Consider the following 18,188-nt stretch of genomic DNA (forward strand, 5'->3'; position numbering starts at 1 on the left):
GTGCTACGAGGACCAGTCGGCGGTGATGGCCGCGCCGGCCTGGGCGCCCATCATGCCGACGGCAGAGCCCACGCCGATGCGGCGCAGGCGGCCGTCCATGAGCACGGCGCGGTGCGGCGCGGAGTTCATCCAGAGCTGGACCAGCACGCTGGGGGTGACGCCGGCGCCGTTGGGCGCCCAGGCCAGCGTCTCGCCGTAGCGGCGGTGGCGGCCGGCGCGCGAGAGGCGCGCGGTGAACGACGAGCCGTTGAACGACGCGTGGCTCAGGACGTTGTGGCGCAGCATGTCCACGGAATGCGCGCGGGCGACGCCGGCGAGGCCGGGGTTGAAGCGCACGGAGCACAGGCCGTGGGTCCGGCGGACGCGGTTGATGGCGCGGACGATGGCCGAGTCGACCGGTGTGGCGGCGGCGACGGCGGTGGGAGGCGGTGCGGTGACGGGCATGACTCGTTCTCCGGGTCCGTGGTTTGCGGATCAGGGGAAGCGGGCAGTCCGTGCCCGGGACCTTGATTGAAGGCCGATGGCGGCCGATGCCGAACTCCGAGCGTGACGATCGCCCGGGGACCGGTGCGGGCACCTTATCCGGCTCCGACGTCGCACGCCATCCCGCAGTCGGGGGGTGCTGTCCGTTGGCCGCCCGGCGGTACGGTGGGCGCCGGATGCTGACGCTCTGCCTCGGAGAGGCTCTCGTGGACCTGGTGTGCGAGCAGCCGGTGGCGACGCTGGCCGACGCGGGCGGCTTCGTGCCGCGCCTCGGCGGCGCGGTCGCCCTGCTCGCGGTGGCGGCAGCGCGACGGGGCGCTCCGACGGCGATGGCGTGCACGGTCGGCGAGGACGCCTGGGGCGGCTGGCTGCGCGCGCGCCTGGAGTCCGAGGGCGTGGACCTCGCCTGGGTGACGACGACCGACGCACCGACGCCGGTCAGCTTCGTGACCGTCACGCCGGGCGGGCAGCGCAGCGCCGTGCGGTACGGCGGGGCGCCACGGGGCGTGGCCGACGGGCTCGGCGACGCCGTGCAGGCCGCCGCCGCGCTCGTGCTGAGCTCGGAGACGCTCGTCGACGAGGACGACCGGGAGCGCACGCTGGAGGTGCGCGAGCGGGCGCTGGCCGCCGGGCGCCCGGTGATCCTGCACCCCGACCTGCAGCCCGCCCACTGGCGGTCGACGTCGGCGGCCGTCGAGGTGCTCGGGGCCTGCGTGCCCGGGGCGTTCCTGGTCAGCTGCACCGAGCACGAGGCTCGGGCGCTGACGGGTGAGCGCGACGTGGAGGCCGCGACCGCGTCGCTGCGCGCGGCCGGCGCCGGGCATGTCGTCGTGCGCCTGGACGCCGGCGGGGCGCTGCTCCGTGGCGGGGTGGACCGCGAGGTGGCCGGTCCCGTGCCCGGGCCCGACGGCGGCGCGGCGCTGACCGGCGTGCTGCTGGCCGCCCTGGTGCGCACGGGCTTCTACCCGGCCGCGCTGGCGGCGATGCTGCCCGACGCGGCGCAGGCCGCGGCGGCGTGAGCGCGGCCGTCGCGCGCAGCGCGTGGCGCGCCCCGGCGGCCGCCCGGGTCGGCCGCATCCGTGAGCGGCTGCGCGATGTCTACGGCGTGCCGTGCGCGCCGCCCCACGGCGACCCGCTGGCCGAGCTCGTGCTCACCGTCCTGTCTCAGTCGACCAACGACCGCAACCGCGACGTCGCCTTCCTGCGCCTGCGCGAGCGCCTGCCGACGTGGGAGGCCGTCCGCGACGCGCCCGTCGCCGAGGTGGAGGAGGCCATCCGCCCCGGCGGGATCTCCAAGGTGAAGTCGGCGCGCATCGTCGCGATCCTCGCCGCGATCGAGGCCGCCAACCCGGGCGGCGAGGGCCTGGACCTCGGGTGGATGCGCGACGCGCCCGTGGAGGCGTCACGCGCGTTCCTCGTCGCGCTGCCCGGCGTGGGCCGCAAGACCGCCGCCTGCGTCCTGCTCTTCGCGCTGGGCCTGCGCGACGTGCCCGTCGACACGCACGTCTCCCGCGTCGGGATGCGTCTGCACCTGCTGCGCCCGGGGGCCCCGTTCGAGGAGCTGCACGACGCGATGCTGGCCCTGACCCCGCCCGGCGCCGAGCTCGAGCTGCACATCAACCTGCTGCGCCACGGCCGGCGCACGTGCCACGCCCAGCGCCCGGCCTGCGGCGGCTGCGCGCTGCGCCGCATGTGCCCGTACGCGCGCGGGACGGCCGGCACGTGACCCGCGTCGCGCTGGCCACCTGCGCGGCGCTGCCCCAGGGCGACCCCGACGACGCCGGGCTGCCGGGCGCCTGCGGCGGCGCCGACGTGGTGGTCTGGGACGGCGCGCCTCGGCGCCGGGCAGGCCGCGCGCGGCGACGCCGGCCGCGGCGATCCACGTCTCGGGCCGCACGGTGATGGTCCAGCTCTCGGCGGGCCCTTGCCCACCCCCTGCGAGAACGTGCCGCCGACCGCGCGCCGCTGCTGCTCGAGCTCGGGCTCACGGAGCCGTCGCTGTTCCTCGCGCGTGCCCGGCGCGCCGAGCGGCGGCCGGCCGCGGCCGGCCTGTCCGCCGCCGGCGACGCCCAGGGGTGCCTGGACGCAAGGTCGAGGTTCGCGCTGCCCGGCGCGGGGAATGGAAGGCTGGATGTCCGGCTCCGGTCCCCTCCAGCATGTGCGGGTCCTCGTCGCCCTGCGCGACGCGGGGCTGCGCACGCAGGCGCGCTCGCTGCTGGAGGCCGTGGGCGCGCGGGTCGGCGAGGCCGGCGACCGCGTCAGCGCCGCGGAGGCCGTGCGTCGCGACCATCCCGACGTCGTGCTGCTCGACCACGCGCTCGACGACGAGCGCCGGTCGCTGGTCCGCGACGTCGCCGGCGACCCGGAGCTGCTGAGCACCGCGGTCATCCTCCTGCGCCCGTGCTCGGACGTCGGCCCCGTCGTCGAGGCCCTCGGAGCCGGCGCCGCCGACGTCTGGACGAGCACGGAGGTCCGCCCCGAGCTCATCGCCCGCGTCCGGGCCGCCTTCCGCTCGCGCCAGCTGCTCGACCTGGCCCTGCGCCGCTATGCCGACCTGGAGGACCTCGCCTACCGCGACGAGCTCACCGAGCTGCCCAACCGCCGCGGGACCACGCGCCAGCTCGAGGTGCTGCTCAGCCGCGCCCGTCGCCACGGCCAGCAGCTCGCGGTCCTCGTGGTCGACGCCGACCGCTTCAAGCTCGTCAACGACGACCACGGCCACGCCGCGGGCGACGTCGTGCTGCGCGAGCTCGGCCGCCGCCTGCGCGACCGCGTGCGCCGGGAGGACCTCGTCGGCCGCTGGGGCGGCGAGGAGTTCCTCGTCGCGCTGCCCGAGACGGCGCCCGCGGCGGCGACCGCCGTCGCCGAGGCGCTGCGCGCGGCCGTCGGCGCCACCCCGATCGACGCCAACGGCGCGTCGCTGCGGATGACGGTCAGCATCGGCGTGGCCGCCTGGGGCGGGGCCGACCTCGAGGACCTCGTGCACCGCGCCGACCGGGCGCTCTACGCCGCCAAGGCCGCCGGCCGCGACCGCGTCGTGGCCGAGGGCGCCGCCCGCGCCGCGTAGCCGCCTGCGCCCCCCGTCGCGGCGACCGGACCGGGCGGACTCCCGGTACGGCCATAGATCTACTATCATGTCGCTCAGATTTTCCCCCTCCACCTGCGTAGACGAACAACGGGAGACCTGAACAGCATGGGCAAGACCATCGGCATCGACCTCGGCACGACGAACTCGTGCATGGCCGTCCTGGAAGGCGGCGAGCCGACCGTCATCGAGAACGCCGAAGGCGGCCGCACCACCCCGTCCGTCGTGGCGTTCGCCCAGAGCGGCGAGCGGCTCGTGGGCACCGTGGCCAAGCGCCAGGCGGTGACCAACCCGCAGAACACCGTCTTCTCCGTCAAGCGCTTCATGGGCCGCAAGGAGGCCGAGGTCCGCGAGGAGGAGTCCATCGTCCCCTACAAGGTCGTCTCGGGCCCCAACGGCGACGCGCGCATCGACGCGGGCGGCAAGCAGTTCAGCCCGCCGGAGATCTCCGCGATGATCCTGGCCAAGCTCAAGGCCGACGCCGAGGCCTACCTCGGCGAGACCGTCGACGGCGCGGTCATCACCGTCCCCGCCTACTTCAACGACGACCAGCGCCAGGCGACCAAGGACGCCGGCAAGATCGCCGGCCTCGACGTCAAGCGCATCATCAACGAGCCGACGGCGGCGTCGCTGGCCTACGGCCTCGACAAGGAGACCGACCAGACGATCCTCGTCTTCGACCTCGGCGGCGGCACGTTCGACGTGTCCGTGCTGGAGATCGGCGATGGCGTCTTCGAGGTCAAGTCGACCGCCGGCGACAACCACCTCGGCGGCGACAACTGGGACAAGGCGATCGTCGACTGGCTCGCGGCGGAGTTCAAGCGCGACCAGGCCATCGACCTCACCCAGGACCCCATGGCCCTCCAGCGCCTCTACGAGGCCGCCGAGAAGGCCAAGATCGAGCTGAGCACGGCGCAGGAGTCGCAGATCAACCTGCCCTTCATCACCGCCGACCAGTCCGGGCCCAAGCACCTCGACGTGCGCATCACCCGCGCGAAGTTCAACGAGCTGACCTCCCTGCTGCTGGACCGCGTCGTCGCGCCGGTCCGCCAGGCGCTCGACGACGCCAAGGCCAAGGGCGCCGACAAGATCGACCACGTCGTCCTGGTGGGCGGCATGACCCGCATGCCCGCCGTGCAGGAGAAGGTCAAGGCGCTCACGGGCTCCGAGCCCCACCGCGGCGTCAACCCCGACGAGGTCGTCGCCGTCGGCGCGGCCATCCAGGCCGGCGTCCTGGGCGGCGAGGTCAAGGACGTCCTCCTGCTCGACGTCACCCCGCTCACGCTCGGCATCGAGACCAAGGGCGGCGTGATGACCAAGCTCATCGAGCGCAACACGACGATCCCGACCCGCAAGGGCGAGGTCTTCTCGACGGCCGAGGACAACCAGCCGTCGGTGGAGATCCACGTCCTGCAGGGCGAGCGCGAGATGGCCACCTACAACAAGTCGCTGGGCAAGTTCCAGCTCACGGGCATCCCGCCGGCCCCGCGCGGCATCCCCCAGGTCGAGGTCACGTTCGACATCGACGCCAACGGCATCCTCGCCGTGTCCGCCAAGGACCTGGGCACCGGCAAGGAGCAGAAGATCGAGATCAAGGCCGGGTCGGGCCTCAGCGAGTCCGAGATCAAGCAGATGGTCGGCGACGCCGAGGCGCACGCCGAGGAGGACCGCAAGGCCCGCGAGCTGGCCGAGGCGCGCAACAACGCCGAGAACGCCGCCTACCAGGCCGAGCGCCAGCTCAAGGACCTCGGCGACCAGGTCGACGACGCCTCCAAGGCCGACATCGAGGAGCACGTCAAGGCCGTCCGCGAGGCGCTGACCAGCGAGAACCCGGACGAGATCAACGCGAAGTCCGAGGCGCTGCAGGTCAGCTTCCACAAGGTCTCCGAGGCCATGTACGAGAAGGCCCAGCAGCAGGCCGCGGCGGCCCAGGCCGGCGGCGAGGGCGCGGCGGCCAACGGCGCCGGCGCCGACGGCGCGGCGGCCGAGGAGGACGTGGTGGACGCCGAGGTCGTGGACGAGGGCCGGTCGTCGTGAGCGACCACGGCGAGACCACCGCCGACGGCGTGCAGGACCCCGTGGCCGAGGCGGCGCCGGAGGAGGCTCCGGCGCCGACCGCGGCGCCGGACGAGCCCGAGGCCGCCGCGGCGCCCGGCGGCGCCGGGCCCGAGGCCGCGGCGCCGGACGAGCCCGAGGTCCCGGCCGAGCCCGACTACAAGGACCTGTACCTGCGGGCGGCGGCCGAGACCGAGAACGTGCGCAAGCGCGCCCGGCGTGACGTCGAGCTGGCCAACGCCCGCGGCGTGGGCCGCCTGGCGCGCGAGCTGCTGCCCTCGCTGGACAACCTCGACCGCGCCCTGGCGCACGCCGAGGCCGAGGAGGGCGACAGCGAGCACCACCTGACGAAGGGCATCCGCCTCGTGCAGGCCGAGCTGCTGGCCGCGCTGACGCGCGTGGGCATCGAGCCCTACACGCCCGACGGCGAGGCGTTCGACCCCCACCAGCACGAGGCGCTGTCGCAGATGCCCGTCGAGGGCACCCCGAGCGGCACGATCGTCCAGGTCTACCAGCCCGGCTACCGCTACAAGGACGAGGTCCTGCGCGCGGCCAAGGTCGTGGTGGCGGCATGACGAGGCACCAGGCATGAGCCCGAGCGACCCCTACAAGATCCTCGGGGTCGACAAGAAGGCCTCCCAGGACGAGATCAAGAAGGCCCACCGCAAGCTCGTCCGCAAGCACCACCCCGACCACAACCCGGGCGACGCCAAGGCCGAGGAGCGCTTCAAGGAGATCCAGTCGGCCTACGACATCCTGGGCGATCCCGACAAGCGCAAGCAGTACGACCGCGGAAGCATGTTCGGGATGGGCGGGGGCGCGGGCTCCGGCGGTCCCGGCGGCGGCTTCACGACCGGTGACTTCGGCGGCTTCCAGGACATCCTGTCCAACCTGTTCGGCGGTGGGGGCGGCGCCGGCGCGCGCGGGCCCCAGGGCCCGCGGCCCGAGCGCGGCGCCGACCTCGAGTCGGCCGTCGCGATCACGTTCGAGCAGGCGCTGCGCGGCACCCAGATCCCGCTGAGCGTCGCCACGACCCAGCCCTGCCCGACGTGCCGCGGCACCGGCGCCAGGCCCGGCACGAGCCCCAAGGTCTGCCCGAAGTGCCAGGGGCGGGGCATCGAGGCCCAGGGCCAGGGCGTCTTCTCGATCACGCAGCCCTGCTCGCGCTGCGGCGGCACCGGCACGGTCATCGAGGACCCGTGCGCGACCTGCAACGGCGCCGGCGCGCAGAAGACCGTCAAGAAGTACCGCGTCAACATCCCCGCCGGGGTCCGCGAGGGCAGCCGCGTCCGGCTGGCGGGCAAGGGGGAGGCGGGCCGCCATGGCGGGCCGCCCGGCGACCTCTACGTCGTGACCCACGTCGCGCCGTCGCCGATCTTCGTGCGCAAGGGCGACAACCTCGAGGTCGAGGTGCCGCTGACGATCCCCGAGGCCATCCGCGGGGCCGACGTCGAGGTCCCCACGCTCAACGGGCGCAAGAAGATCCGCGTCGCGCCCGGCACCCAGCACGGGACCGTCGTCAAGCTCCGCGGCGAGGGCCCGCCCAAGCTCGGCAAGGGCACGAAGGGCGACCTGCTCTACCGGTTCGTCATCGACGTCCCGGCGACCCTGAGCGCCGAGCAGTCCGAGGCGGTGGAGAAGCTGTCGGCGGTGATGGGCGACGATCCCCGAGCGAAGCTGTTCTCATGAGGCGCACCCGCACGACGACCACGCGCGTCACGGTCTCCTCCGACCGCGGCGTCTTCATGATCTCCGTGGCGGCCGAGCTGGCCGAGATGCACCCCCAGACGCTGCGCATGTACGAGCAGCGGGGCCTCATCGAGCCCAAGCGCTCGCCGAAGGGCACGCGGCTCTACAGCCACGAGGACGTCGAGCGGCTGCGGCGCATCCAGGAGATGACGAACGACCTCGGCCTCAACCTGGCGGGCGTCGAGCACGTCCTGCGCCTCGAGCAGGAGCTCGAGCGCGCGCGCCGGCGCCTCGACGCGCTCGAGCGCCGCACGGAGGAGCTGCAGGCCGAGATGGAGGCCCAGGTCGAGGCGGTCCGCCGCGAGCACCGCGCGGAGCTCGTGCCGCTCAAGCACACCAGGTCGATCCTGCCCGCGCACGAGGCCGTCCCGGCCCCACGGCCGGCGCCCGCCCCCCCGTCGGGGCGGCGGCGGATCCGCGTCCAGCGCGAGGACACCCGCCCGGCCGGCTGACCCGCCCTCGGGGTAGGTTGGGGCGCAGATGCGGCCGCTGAACCTGGGGGAGACGCTCGACGCGAGCCTGAACGTCGTGCGGGCGTCCTGGCGCACGCTGGCCGCGGTGATGCTCGTCATGGCGGTCCCGATCCAGCTCGTGGACATCGCCATCGTGAGCGCGACGACCGACAGCTACCAGGTCGGCTCGTCCTCGCTGACGGGGGCGGGCTCGAACACGACCTACGCCGACCAGGGCGCCTACGCCGCCGGGCAGGTCGTCATCCAGGTCCTCGGCCTCGTCGGCTACCTGCTGGGCACCGTCGCCTGCTACCGGGCGATCGCCGACACCCACCTCGGCCGGCCCACCAGCGCCCGCGCGTCGCTGCGCTTCGCGGCGCGCCGGCTGAGCGCCGCGCTCTGGCTGACGATCATGCTCGTCGTCGGGCTGCTGGGCGCGTTCCTGGCGCTCGTCGTCCCGGGGATCTTCCTGGTCATCGCGTGGTCGGTCGCGTTCCCCGTGCTGCTCGTCGAGGGCAAGGTGGGCAGGGCGGCGCTCGCCCGCTCCTACCGGCTCGTGCAGGGCCGCTGGTGGGCGACCCTCGGGCGCCTGGCGGTGGCCTACATCCTGGTCACGGTCGTCACCGCGGTCGCGTCGGCGATCATCCTCGTGCCGGCGCTGGCCGTGGTCTCGGACACGTCGTTCGCGGCGCTCGCGCTCGACCACGCCGCCAACCTCGTCGTCTCCCTGGTCACCACGCCGTTCCTGGCCGCGGTCACCACGTTCGTCTACTTCGACCTGCGGGTGCGCAAGGAGGGCTTCGACCTCACGCGCCTGGCCGGCGACATGGGCCCGGGGGAGGACGCCGACCGGCGGACCTACGGGGCGGGCGGGCCCCAGGACGTGCCGCGTGACGCGTTCGGCAACCCCGTCGTGGGGCGCGACGACGCCCCGGTCTCCGTCCCGCCGCCCGCGCCGGGCGGCTGGGCGCCGCCGGTCGCCCCGCCCCCGCAGCGCCCGCTCTCCGGCGACTGACGCCGGCGGCGGACGGCCGCCTCAGGTGTTGCCCTGCACCACGCCGTCGCCCTCGGCGGCCAGGCGCTCGGCCTCCCGACGGCCCGGGTGGTCCTTCGGCAGGTCCTCCGGGACGATCTCGTCGTGGGCCTCCGGCGTGTCGCCCAGGTCGGTCTGGTCGTCGGGCGTCACCGGCCCGAGGGGCTCGGGGGCGTGCCCGTCGTGGGGGGAGGGCTCGTCATGGGGCTCTTCGGGGACGCGCTCGTGGGACTCGGTCATGTCGGGGCGTTACCCCGCACCCGCCTCCTTGACGCTCGGACGCGCGCTGCTAAGATCTTAGTCACCCCGACTGAGATTTGACCGGAAGAGAACGCACCTTGCACGCCGACCGCTTCACCATCAAGACCCAGGAGGCCCTCCAGGCCGCCATCAGCCTCGCGGCGGCGCGCCGGCACGCGCAGGTCGCCCCGGAGCACCTCCTCTCCGTCCTGCTGGACCAGGCCGACTCCGTCGTCCCCGGCGTGCTGCGCAAGCTCGGCGTCGCGAGCCCGGCGCTGCGGGCCGAGACCGACGCCGCCCTCGACGCGCTGCCCACGCTGGGCAGCCCCGCCGAGCCGTCGACGTCGCCCGAGCTGCTCGGCGTCCTGCGCGCGGCCGAGGTCGAGATGCGCGACCTCAAGGACGAGTACATCTCCACCGAGCACCTGCTCCTGTCGCTGGCCGGCTACGGCGGGACCGCCGGGAGCCTGCTGCGCGGCGCCGGCGCCACGAAGGAGCAGCTGCGCAAGGCCATCGACGAGGTCCGCGGCGCGCACCGCGTGACCGACCAGTCGCCCGAGGACAAGATCCAGGCCCTGGAGAAGTTCGGCATCGACCTCACCGAGCGCGCCGAGCGCGGCGAGCTGGACCCCGTCATCGGCCGCGACGACGAGATCCGCCGCGTGATCCAGGTGCTCAGCCGCCGCACCAAGAACAACCCGGTCCTGATCGGCGAGCCCGGCGTGGGCAAGACCGCCATCGTCGAGGGCCTGGCCCAGCGCATCGTCGACGGCGACGTGCCCGAGTCGCTGCGCGACCGGCGCGTCATCAGCCTCGACATCGGCGCGCTGCTGGCCGGCTCGAAGTACCGCGGCGAGTTCGAGGAGCGCCTGAAGGCCGTGCTGGCCGAGATCAAGGAGGCCGGCGGCAACGTCGTGCTCTTCATGGACGAGCTGCACACCATCGTGGGCGCCGGGGCCGCCGAGGGCGCCGTCGACGCCGCCAACCTGCTCAAGCCGATGCTCGCCCGCGGCGAGCTGCGGGCCGTCGGCGCCACGACGCTGGACGAGTACCGCAAGCACATCGAGAAGGACGCCGCGCTGGAGCGCCGCTTCCAGCCCGTGCTCGTCGGCGAGCCCTCGGTGGAGGACACGATCGCGATCCTGCGCGGGCTGAAGGAGCGCTATGAGCTGCACCACAACGTCCACATCCAGGACTCCGCGCTCATCGCCGCCGCGACGCTGAGCGACCGCTACATCGCCGACCGCTTCCTGCCCGACAAGGCCATCGACCTCATCGACGAGGCCGCCTCGTCGCTGCGCATCGAGATCGACTCCAAGCCCGTCGAGATCGACGAGGTCGACCGGCGCATCCTGCAGCTGCAGATCGAGCGCACGTCGCTGGACAAGGAGACCGACGAGCCGTCCGTCCAGCGCCTGGAGGCCCTGGACCGCGAGCTGGCCGACCTCAGCGAGCGCTCGGCCGCGATGACGGCCGAGTGGCAGGCCGAGAAGGACGCCATCCACTCCGTCCAGGAGGTCCGCGAGCGCCTCGAGCTGGCCCACCGCGAGCTCGACCGCGCCTCGCGCGAGAACAACCTCGAGGAGGCCGCCCGGCTGCGCCACGGCGAGATCCCCGAGCTCGAGCGTCAGCTCGCCGAGCGCGAGGAGCGCACCGACGGCGACGCCGGCTTCCTGCGGGAGGTCGTCGACGCCGAGGACATCGCCGAGGTCGTCGCCCGCTGGACGAAGATCCCCGTGAGCCGCCTGCTCGAGGGCGAGGTCGAGAAGCTCATCCACATGGAGGACCGCCTGCACCTGCGCGTCATCGGCCAGGATGAGGCGGTCACCGCGGTGTCCAACGCGCTGCGCCGGTCGCGGGCCGGCCTGCAGGACCCCGACCGGCCGATCGGCAGCTTCCTGTTCCTGGGCCCGACGGGCGTCGGCAAGACCGAGCTGGCCCGCGCGCTGGCCGAGTTCATGTTCGACAGCTCCGACGCGATGGTCCGCATCGACATGTCGGAGTACATGGAGAAGCACGCCGTCAGCCGCCTCGTCGGCGCGCCCCCCGGCTACGTCGGCTACGAGGAGGGCGGTCAGCTCACCGAGGCGGTCCGCCGCCGGCCCTACACGGTCGTGCTGCTCGACGAGATCGAGAAGGCCCATCCCGACGTCTTCAACGTGCTGCTGCAGGTCATGGACGACGGGCGGCTGACCGACGGCCAGGGCCGCACGGTCGACTTCAAGAACACCGTGCTGATCATGACCTCCAACATCCCCGGGGGCAGGGTCGGCGCCGAGGCGCACTTCAAGCCCGAGTTCATCAACCGCCTGGACGACATCGTCGAGTTCCACGCGCTGGCGCGCGAGCAGCTCGGGGAGATCGTCGAGCTGCAGGTGGCGCGGGTGCTCGGGCGGGTGCGGGCGCGCGGGGTCGAGGTCCAGCTCACCGACGAGGCCAAGACCCTGTTGGGCAACCTGGGCTACGACCCGACCTACGGGGCGCGGCCGCTCAAGCGGGTCATCCAGAAGCGGCTGGTCGACCGGCTCGCGCTGGCCATCCTCGAGGGCGAGTTCCGCGAGGGCGACACCGTGCGGGTGCAGGCGGTCGACGGCGACCTGGCGTTCGCCAAGGCCCCGGCCGCCGCGCCCGCGGCCGCCTAGCGGGCGTAGGCGCCGCCGCCGCGCGGTCCCGGCGACCCGGCCGAGCCGTTGAGGCTCGTCCTCCGGGACGCCGGGACCGTGCGCACGTCGACGCCGACGGTGAAGAACAGGAACTTGCTGCCCTTCACGCCGCGCCGGTAGGCGCGGCTCGTGTCGAACTGCAGCCGCCACTTGCCGTGCGCGGGCGCCGGGAACGGGAACAGCCGCCGCCGGGCGGTCCGCACGATGCTGCCGCACTGGCCGCGCGACCGGCCGAGGCGCACCGTGTGGCGCAGCCGGCCGGCGGGAGATACGTAGTGCAGGTAGACGTCGGGCGGGATCCCGCCGCTCTGCGTGCCGATGCCGAAGCCGTAGACGGAGAAGCGGACCCGGCTGGAGGGCGCGACGTTGCGCGACGGCGAGAAGTTCACGAGGAAGCGCGTCACGGTGAAGGCCGCCGAGGCGGTCTGGTCGTCGGACGTCACGGAGATCGTCGACGTGTGCTCCTGCTCGGACCTGGCCAGCAGCGGAGGCTGGACCGTGCCCTGCATCCTGCCCATGTCGTCGGTCATGGCCCCGGCGGCGGGAAGCGGCTTGGCGGCCAGCAGCACGGTGTACGGCCTCAGGGGGCCGAAGCCGGAGCCGCGGACCGTCACGACCGTGGACGGCGTCTGCAGGTAGCAGGCGCGGTCGGTCGTGATGATGGCCGCCTGCGCGGAGGCGGCCGTGAGGCTGGTGAGGACGATGGGGAGGGCGACGGCGAGGCGGCGCATGCGGTTCCAAGCGTAGGGGTCGTACTTCGCCCGAACACGCCGATCGGGTAGAAGGAGCGCATGCCGACGTTCATCATGCTGTCCACCCTCACGCCCGAGGGCGTGCAGACGGTCAAGAACAACCCGCAGCGCATCCGCGAGGTCAACTCCGAGGTCGAGCAGCTCGGCGCCACGGTGAAGGCCCAGTGGGCGGTGCTCGGGCGCTTCGACTTCGTGAGCATCGTGGAGGCTCCCGACGAGTCGACGATGGCGCGCGTGTCGCTGGAGCTGGGCTCGCGCGGGACGGGTCGCTTCGAGACGCTCAGCGGCATCCCGATCGACGATTTCATCGCGTCCTTGTAACGGCGTCGGGATCACCAGCACGTGAGGGTCCTGATCGTCGGCAGCGGCGGCCGTGAGCACGCGATCGTCAACGCGCTCGCGCGGTCGCCGCAGCGGCCCGAGCTGATCGCGGCGCCCGGCAATCCGGGCATCGCGGAGCGCGCGCGACTGGCCGACGTCGCCGTCGACGACCTCGACGGGCTCGTCGAGCTCGCCCGGTCCGAGGCGGTCGGGCTCGTCGTCATCGGCCCCGAGGCACCGCTCGTGGCCGGCCTGGCCGATCGCCTGGAGGCGGCGGGCATCGCCCACTTCGGGCCGAGCGCCGCCGCGGCGCGGATGGAGGGATCCAAGGCGTTCGCCAAGGAGATCATGGCCTCGGCGGGCGTGCCGACCGCGCATTGGCACGAGGTCACCACCGTGGCCGACGGCCTCCAGGCCATCACGTCCTACCCGGCGGTCGTCAAGTTCGACGGGCTCGCGGCGGGCAAGGGCGTCGTCGTGGCCCCCGACGCGGCGCAGGCCCGCGCCGCGCTGACCGAGATGCTCGAGGCGCGGCGCTTCGGGGACGGCCCCGTCGTCGTCGAGGACTTCCTCGAGGGCGAGGAGCTGTCGCTCTTCGCGATCTGCGATGGCGAGCGCGCTGTCCCCATGGTGCCCGCCCAGGACTACAAGCGGATCTTCGACGGCGACGCGGGCCCGAACACCGGAGGCATGGGCGCCTACAGCCCGGTGCCCGGCGCCCCCGACCCCCACGAGCTGTGCGCTGCGGTCCACCAGCCCGTCGTCGACCTGCTGCGCGAGCGCGGCACGCCGTTCCACGGCGTCCTCTACGCCGGGCTCATGCTGACCGCCGACGGCCCGCAGGTCATCGAGTTCAACGTGCGCTTCGGCGACCCCGAGACCCAGGCCGTGCTGCCGCGCCTGCGCAGCGACCTGCTCGAGCTCCTGATGGCCGCCACCCGCCCGGGTGGGCTGGCCTCGGTCGCGATGGAGTTCGACGAGCGCTGGGCCGTGACCGTCGTGCTCGCCGGCGCCGGGTACCCCGAGCGCTCGGCGTCCGGGGACGTCATCGAGGGCCTCGGCGACGTCGGCGACGATGTCGAGGTCACCCACGCCGGCACCGCGGTCCGGGCCTCCGACGGCGCGATCGTCACCGCCGGCGGACGCGTCCTGAACGTGACGGGGCTGGGCCCCGACCCGCGCTCGGCCCGCGACGCCGCCTATGCTGGCGCCGACCACATCCACTTCGACGGACGGCAGCTGCGCCGGGACATCGCGCAGCGTGCCGTGGAGCGCGTGACCCCATGAGCGAGCAGCCCGACATCGCCCCCGCCGAGACGACCGGACCGGCCGGCCCGACCGAGATCGAGACCGAGGCGCTCGTCGCCCTCGAGGACGCCGGCACCGACTCGCCGCAGGTCGGGATCATCATGGGCTCGCAGTCCGATCTGGACACGATGCAGGGCGCCGCGAAGGTCCTCGAGGACGCCGGCGTGCGCGTCGAGGTCCGCGTCATGTCGGCCCACCGCGACCCCGAGGCCGTCGCCGACTACTGCCGCAACGCGCGCCTGCGCGGCCTGCGCGTGCTCATCGCCGGTGCCGGCCTGTCGGCGGCGCTGCCCGGCGTGGCCGCGGCGCACACCGACCTGCCCGTGATCGGCGTGCCGCTGTCGAGCCGCCTGTCGGCTGCCGGCGGGCTGGACGCGATCCTGTCGGTCGTGCAGATGCCGCCCGGCGTGCCCGTGGCCTCCGTGGGCCTGGACAACCCCAAGAACGCCGGCCACCTGGCGCTGCGCATCCTGAACGCGTGATCGCGCGCTACACCCGGCCCGAGATCGGGGCGGTCTGGACCGACGAGGCCAAGCTCGAGAGCTGGCGCCAGGTCGAGGTCGCGTGTGCGCTGGAGACGACGGGCCCCACGCCCGCCGAGCTCGAGGCGATCGGCCACGCGACCTTCACGGTCGACGCGGTGCTCGAGCGCGAGAAGGTCACCGACCACGACGTCGCCGCGTTCGTCGACGTGCTGAGCGCCAGCGCCGGCGAGGCCGGGCGCTGGATCCACTACGGCCTGACGTCCTCCGACGTGCTCGACACCGCGCTCGGGCTCCAGCTGCGCAAGGCCGGCGACCTGCTGCTGGCCGGCGCCCGCGAGTTCCGCGACGCGCTGGCCGACCAGGCGCGGGCGCACGTCGACACGGTGTGCGTCGGGCGCACCCACGGCGTCCACGCCGAGCCCACGACGTTCGGCGTCAAGCTGGCCGGCTTTGCCTTCGAGGCCGATCGCAACCTCGCGCGGCTGACCCGCGCGGTCGACCAGGTCGCCGTCGGGGCCGTGTCCGGGGCGGTGGGCACCTACAGCGCGACGTCGCCGGACTTCGAGCGCCGCGTGCTGGCCCGCCTGGGCCTGGAGGCCGAGCCGGTCTCCACGCAGGTCGTCGCCCGCGACCGCCATGCCGAGCTGTTGCAGGCCATCGCGCTGGCCGGCGCGGGCCTGGAGCGCTTCGCGACGGAGTTCCGCCACCTCCAGCGCACGGAGGTCCGCGAGGTCGAGGAGCCGTTCCGCGCCGGCGCCCAGAAGGGCTCCAGCGCGATGCCGCACAAGCGCAACCCGATCGTCTCCGAGCGCATCACGGGCCTGGCGCGCGTGCTGCGCGGCTACGCCCAGGTCGGGGTCGAGGACGTGGCGCTGTGGCACGAGCGCGACATCTCGCACTCGGGCGCCGAGCGCGTCGTGCTGCCCGACGCGACGATCGCGCTGGACTACATGCAGGCCCTGGCCACGCGGCTGGCGCGCGGCATGGTCGTCCACGCCGACCGGATGCGCGAGAACCTCGACCTGACCTACGGCGCGCTGTTCTCGCAGCGGGTCCTGCTGGCGCTCGTCGCCGGCGGCCGGCAGCGCGACGAGGCCTACCGCATCGCCCAGCGCACCGCGCAGCAGGCGTGGGACACGCGCACGCCGCTGCGGGAGCTGCTCGAGGCCGAGCCGGAGCTCGACCTCGATCTCGACGTGATCTTCGACCTCGGCCACTACGTGCGGCACGCGCAGGAGATCGTCGGGCGCCTGGCGTTCTGACGTGGCTGCCGTCGAAGCGGTCACGCCACGGCGAGGGCCTCGACGCCCTCGGCCGAGGCGGCGCTCGCGTTGGCCTCCCGCGAGCGCAGCAGCACCGTGACGGTCACCGCGCCCAGGGCCAGCAGCCCGGCCCCGACGGCGAAGGCCGTCGTGTAGCCGTGGACCAGCGCGTCGGCGCGGACGCCGCCGGCGCCGTCGGTGGCCGAGTTGGCCACGGTGGTCAGGATCGCCAGCCCGAGGGCGCCGCCGATCTGCTGGGACGTGTTGAACAGCCCGGAGGCCAGGCCCTGGTCCTCGGGCGCGACGCCGCCCGTGGCGATGAGCGTCAGCGGCACGAACGCGTTGCCGATGCCGATCGCCAGCAGCGCCAGGCCGGGCAGGAACCCGGTGAAGTACGCGGTGTCCGGCGTCAGCGTCGTCATCCACAGCAGGCCCAGCGTGCCGAGGCCGAGGCCCGCGGCCAGGACCGCCTTGACGCCGAAGCGCACCAGCAGGCGCTGGGAGAGCACCGAGCCGGCGATGATCCCGACCGTCATCGGCACGAAGGCCAGGCCGGTCTCGAGCGCGTTGTCGCCCTTGATCTGCTGGAAGTACAGCGAGCCGAAGTAGAAGAGCGAGTACATGCCGCCCATGAGCAGCAGCGTCGCGGCGTTGGCGATCGACAGCGTCCGGACCCGGAAGATCGAGAGCCGCACGAGCGGCGCCGCGCGCCGGGTCTGCAGCGCCCCGAAGGCCAGCAGCAGGGCGACGGCGGCGGCCCCGAAGGCCAGCGTCCGCGCGCTCGTCCAGCCGAACTCCTGGGTCTTGACGATGGTGTAGGTCAACAGGCCCAGCCCGCCGGTGACCAGCGTCGCGCCGGCCAGGTCGAAGCCGCCGGCGCGGTCGCCGGCGCGCGACTCGGGGACGACCCGGAGCGCGAGGACGAGGGTGGCCAGGCCCACCGGCAGGTTGATGAAGAAGACCCACTGCCACGACAGGGCGTCGACGAGGAAGCCGCCGAGCAGGAGGCCGACCGCGCCGCCGCCGCCGGAGATCGCCGCGAACGCGCCGAGCGCCTTGGCGCGGTCGGGGCCCTCGGGCACGGTCGTCGTGATGATGCTCAGCGCGGCGGGGGAGACGAGCGCGGCGCCCAGGCCCTGCAGCGCGCGAGCGCCGACGAGCCAGCCGGGGGACGTCGCCAGGGCGTCCATGAGCGAGGCGAACGTGAACAGCGTGATGCCGGCGACGAACAGCCGCCGTCGGCCGAGGAGGTCGCCGGCGCGGCCGCCGAGCAGGAGGAAGCCGCCGAAGACCAGCGTGTAGGCGTTGACCACCCACTGGAGGTCGGTGGCGGAGAACTGCAGGTCGGCCTGGATGGCCGGGAGCGCGACGTTCGTGATCGTCGCGTCGAGGACGACCATGAACTGGGCGAGGCACACGACGACCACCACGGGCAGCCAGTGGCGGGCGACGGGGGCGTCCTGCGGGGGAGATGAAGACATGGAGGAGGAGATGGGGAGTGGGTCGGGAGCAAGCGGACCGAGCGGTCCGGATGACCGTAGCACAACCGGACCGTACGGTCCGTATTTACGGACCGAATGGTCCGTTTGACCCCCTCGAACTGATACCCTGAGGGCGATGGCGGTCTCGGATGTCACCCCCCTGCGCGCCGACGCGCGCCGCAACCTCGAGCGGATCCTCGAGGCGGCGCGCGCCGCGTTCGCCGAGCGCGGGCTCGACGTCGGGGTGGAGGAGATCGCCCGCCGCGCCGGCGTCGGCAAGGCCACGTTCTTCCGCCGCTTCCCGAGCAAGGACGCGCTCGTGCTCGCCGTCCTGGAGGGCTTCATCGAGGAGATCGAGGCGGCGGCGGCCGACGCGGCGGCGGCGCCCGACCCGCTCGAGGGCCTGCGCGACTTCCTCCTGCACCACATGACGCTGCAGGCCAACAACACGGCCTTCTTCGACGCGGTCTCCGCGCGCTTCACCGGCGAGAACCCGCCCGTCGAGCTGACGGACCGGATGCTGGCCGCGATCGGCCGCGTGCTGGAGCCGGCGCGGGCCGCGGGCGTCCTGCGCGACGGCGTCGAGGCGGGCGACCTCTCGACGGTGGCCAAGATGCTCGGCGCCGCGATCCGGCCCATGCCGGGCGTGCTGCTCCCCGCCGCCGCCTGGCCGCGCTACCTGGACATCGTCCTGGCCGGTCTGCGGGCCGGGCAGGACCCGCTGCCCGGCATCGCGGCGGACCCGTGCACGATGGTGCGCGAGGTCTCCGCGACGTCCACCTGAACCGGCGCCCGTGCCGCCCGGGCGCTTCGATACCG

General features: G+C 73.9%; 18 protein-coding genes. 14 read left to right on the forward strand and 4 right to left on the reverse strand.

Translation table 11 applies throughout. From position 1 onward, the window contains the following. Window positions 1-3: 3 nt before the first annotated feature. A complete protein-coding gene (locus tag FSW04_RS04870; RefSeq protein WP_146916836.1) occupies window positions 4-444 on the reverse strand; it encodes a CAP domain-containing protein in 441 nt (146 codons plus the stop codon). Between the two features lie 215 nt (window positions 445-659). Here FSW04_RS04870 and FSW04_RS04875 point away from each other — a divergent pair, with 215 nt between their 5' ends. The 8 genes from FSW04_RS04875 (at window position 660) to FSW04_RS04910 (ending at window position 8,839) form a co-directional block, all read left to right on the forward strand. Then, window positions 660-1,502, forward strand: a complete 843-nt coding sequence (locus FSW04_RS04875) for a carbohydrate kinase family protein (protein WP_187369257.1) — start codon at window positions 660-662, stop codon at window positions 1,500-1,502. Continuing rightward, on the forward strand, window positions 1,499-2,209 hold the full coding sequence (locus FSW04_RS04880) for an endonuclease III domain-containing protein (protein WP_146916841.1): 711 nt from the start codon (window positions 1,499-1,501) through the stop codon (window positions 2,207-2,209). Before FSW04_RS04875 ends, FSW04_RS04880 begins: the two co-directional genes overlap by 4 nt. Window positions 2,210-2,614: 405 nt before the next feature. Then, window positions 2,615-3,550 (forward strand): GGDEF domain-containing response regulator, encoded by a 936-nt coding sequence (locus tag FSW04_RS04885; protein ID WP_146916843.1) that lies wholly within the window; start codon window positions 2,615-2,617, stop codon window positions 3,548-3,550. Between the two features lie 126 nt (window positions 3,551-3,676). Then, window positions 3,677-5,605: a molecular chaperone DnaK gene (gene dnaK, locus FSW04_RS04890; RefSeq protein WP_146916845.1), complete on the forward strand. Its 1,929-nt coding sequence runs from the start codon at window positions 3,677-3,679 to the stop codon at window positions 5,603-5,605. Further along, on the forward strand, window positions 5,602-6,198 hold the full coding sequence (locus tag FSW04_RS04895; RefSeq protein WP_146916847.1) for a nucleotide exchange factor GrpE: 597 nt from the start codon (window positions 5,602-5,604) through the stop codon (window positions 6,196-6,198). Before dnaK ends, FSW04_RS04895 begins: the two co-directional genes overlap by 4 nt. Before the next feature lie 13 nt (window positions 6,199-6,211). Next, window positions 6,212-7,312: a molecular chaperone DnaJ gene (dnaJ, locus tag FSW04_RS04900; protein WP_146916850.1), complete on the forward strand. Its 1,101-nt coding sequence runs from the start codon at window positions 6,212-6,214 to the stop codon at window positions 7,310-7,312. Further along, the gene (locus tag FSW04_RS04905; protein ID WP_146916854.1) at window positions 7,309-7,824 is read left to right on the forward strand and encodes a heat shock protein transcriptional repressor HspR; all 516 of its coding nucleotides are present in this window, start codon (window positions 7,309-7,311) and stop codon (window positions 7,822-7,824) included. Before dnaJ ends, FSW04_RS04905 begins: the two co-directional genes overlap by 4 nt. Before the next feature lie 28 nt (window positions 7,825-7,852). Continuing rightward, window positions 7,853-8,839 (forward strand): hypothetical protein, encoded by a 987-nt coding sequence (locus FSW04_RS04910; RefSeq protein ID WP_146916856.1) that lies wholly within the window; start codon window positions 7,853-7,855, stop codon window positions 8,837-8,839. 21 nt (window positions 8,840-8,860) lie between these two features. Here the strand turns inward: FSW04_RS04910 and FSW04_RS04915 are convergent, their stop codons facing one another. Beyond that, window positions 8,861-9,097, reverse strand: a complete 237-nt coding sequence (locus FSW04_RS04915) for a hypothetical protein (protein ID WP_146916859.1) — start codon at window positions 9,095-9,097, stop codon at window positions 8,861-8,863. A gap of 98 nt (window positions 9,098-9,195) precedes the next feature. Between FSW04_RS04915 and clpB the strand changes: the two genes are divergently transcribed. Then, window positions 9,196-11,739 carry an ATP-dependent chaperone ClpB gene (gene clpB / locus FSW04_RS04920; protein WP_146916861.1) on the forward strand — a complete coding sequence of 848 codons (2,544 nt, stop codon included), beginning with the start codon at window positions 9,196-9,198 and terminating at the stop codon, window positions 11,737-11,739. On the opposite strand, the gene FSW04_RS04925 is transcribed toward clpB, so the two are convergent. Then, entirely contained in the window at window positions 11,736-12,491 is a 756-nt protein-coding gene (locus FSW04_RS04925) for a hypothetical protein (RefSeq protein WP_146916863.1), read from the reverse strand. The genes clpB and FSW04_RS04925 overlap by 4 nt on opposite strands. Before the next feature lie 60 nt (window positions 12,492-12,551). Here FSW04_RS04925 and FSW04_RS04930 point away from each other — a divergent pair, with 60 nt between their 5' ends. From FSW04_RS04930 to purB, 4 genes are read left to right on the forward strand one after another with little or no spacing between them, the layout of a single operon-like run. Next, window positions 12,552-12,833 carry a GYD domain-containing protein gene (locus FSW04_RS04930; RefSeq protein ID WP_146916865.1) on the forward strand — a complete coding sequence of 94 codons (282 nt, stop codon included), beginning with the start codon at window positions 12,552-12,554 and terminating at the stop codon, window positions 12,831-12,833. A 21-nt stretch (window positions 12,834-12,854) separates the two neighbouring features. Beyond that, window positions 12,855-14,120 carry a phosphoribosylamine--glycine ligase gene (gene purD, locus FSW04_RS04935; protein ID WP_146916868.1) on the forward strand — a complete coding sequence of 422 codons (1,266 nt, stop codon included), beginning with the start codon at window positions 12,855-12,857 and terminating at the stop codon, window positions 14,118-14,120. Further along, window positions 14,117-14,623, forward strand: a complete 507-nt coding sequence (gene purE, locus FSW04_RS04940) for a 5-(carboxyamino)imidazole ribonucleotide mutase (RefSeq protein ID WP_187369258.1) — start codon at window positions 14,117-14,119, stop codon at window positions 14,621-14,623. The genes purD and purE overlap by 4 nt, the downstream gene beginning before the upstream one ends. Next, complete coding sequence (gene purB, locus FSW04_RS04945) at window positions 14,620-15,888, forward strand: adenylosuccinate lyase (protein WP_146916870.1); 1,269 nt, start codon at window positions 14,620-14,622, stop codon at window positions 15,886-15,888. Before purE ends, purB begins: the two co-directional genes overlap by 4 nt. Before the next feature lie 20 nt (window positions 15,889-15,908). Here the strand turns inward: purB and FSW04_RS04950 are convergent, their stop codons facing one another. Next, a complete protein-coding gene (locus tag FSW04_RS04950) occupies window positions 15,909-17,369 on the reverse strand; it encodes an MFS transporter (RefSeq protein ID WP_146916873.1) in 1,461 nt (486 codons plus the stop codon). A gap of 136 nt (window positions 17,370-17,505) precedes the next feature. Between FSW04_RS04950 and FSW04_RS25665 the strand changes: the two genes are divergently transcribed. Beyond that, window positions 17,506-18,153, forward strand: coding sequence for a TetR/AcrR family transcriptional regulator (locus FSW04_RS25665; protein ID WP_187369259.1), 648 nt, complete (start codon window positions 17,506-17,508; stop codon window positions 18,151-18,153). The last annotated feature ends 35 nt before the right edge of the window (window positions 18,154-18,188 follow it).

Source organism: Baekduia soli (genome assembly GCF_007970665.1).
GTDB classification, from domain to species: Bacteria; Actinomycetota; Thermoleophilia; order Solirubrobacterales; family Solirubrobacteraceae; genus Baekduia; species Baekduia soli.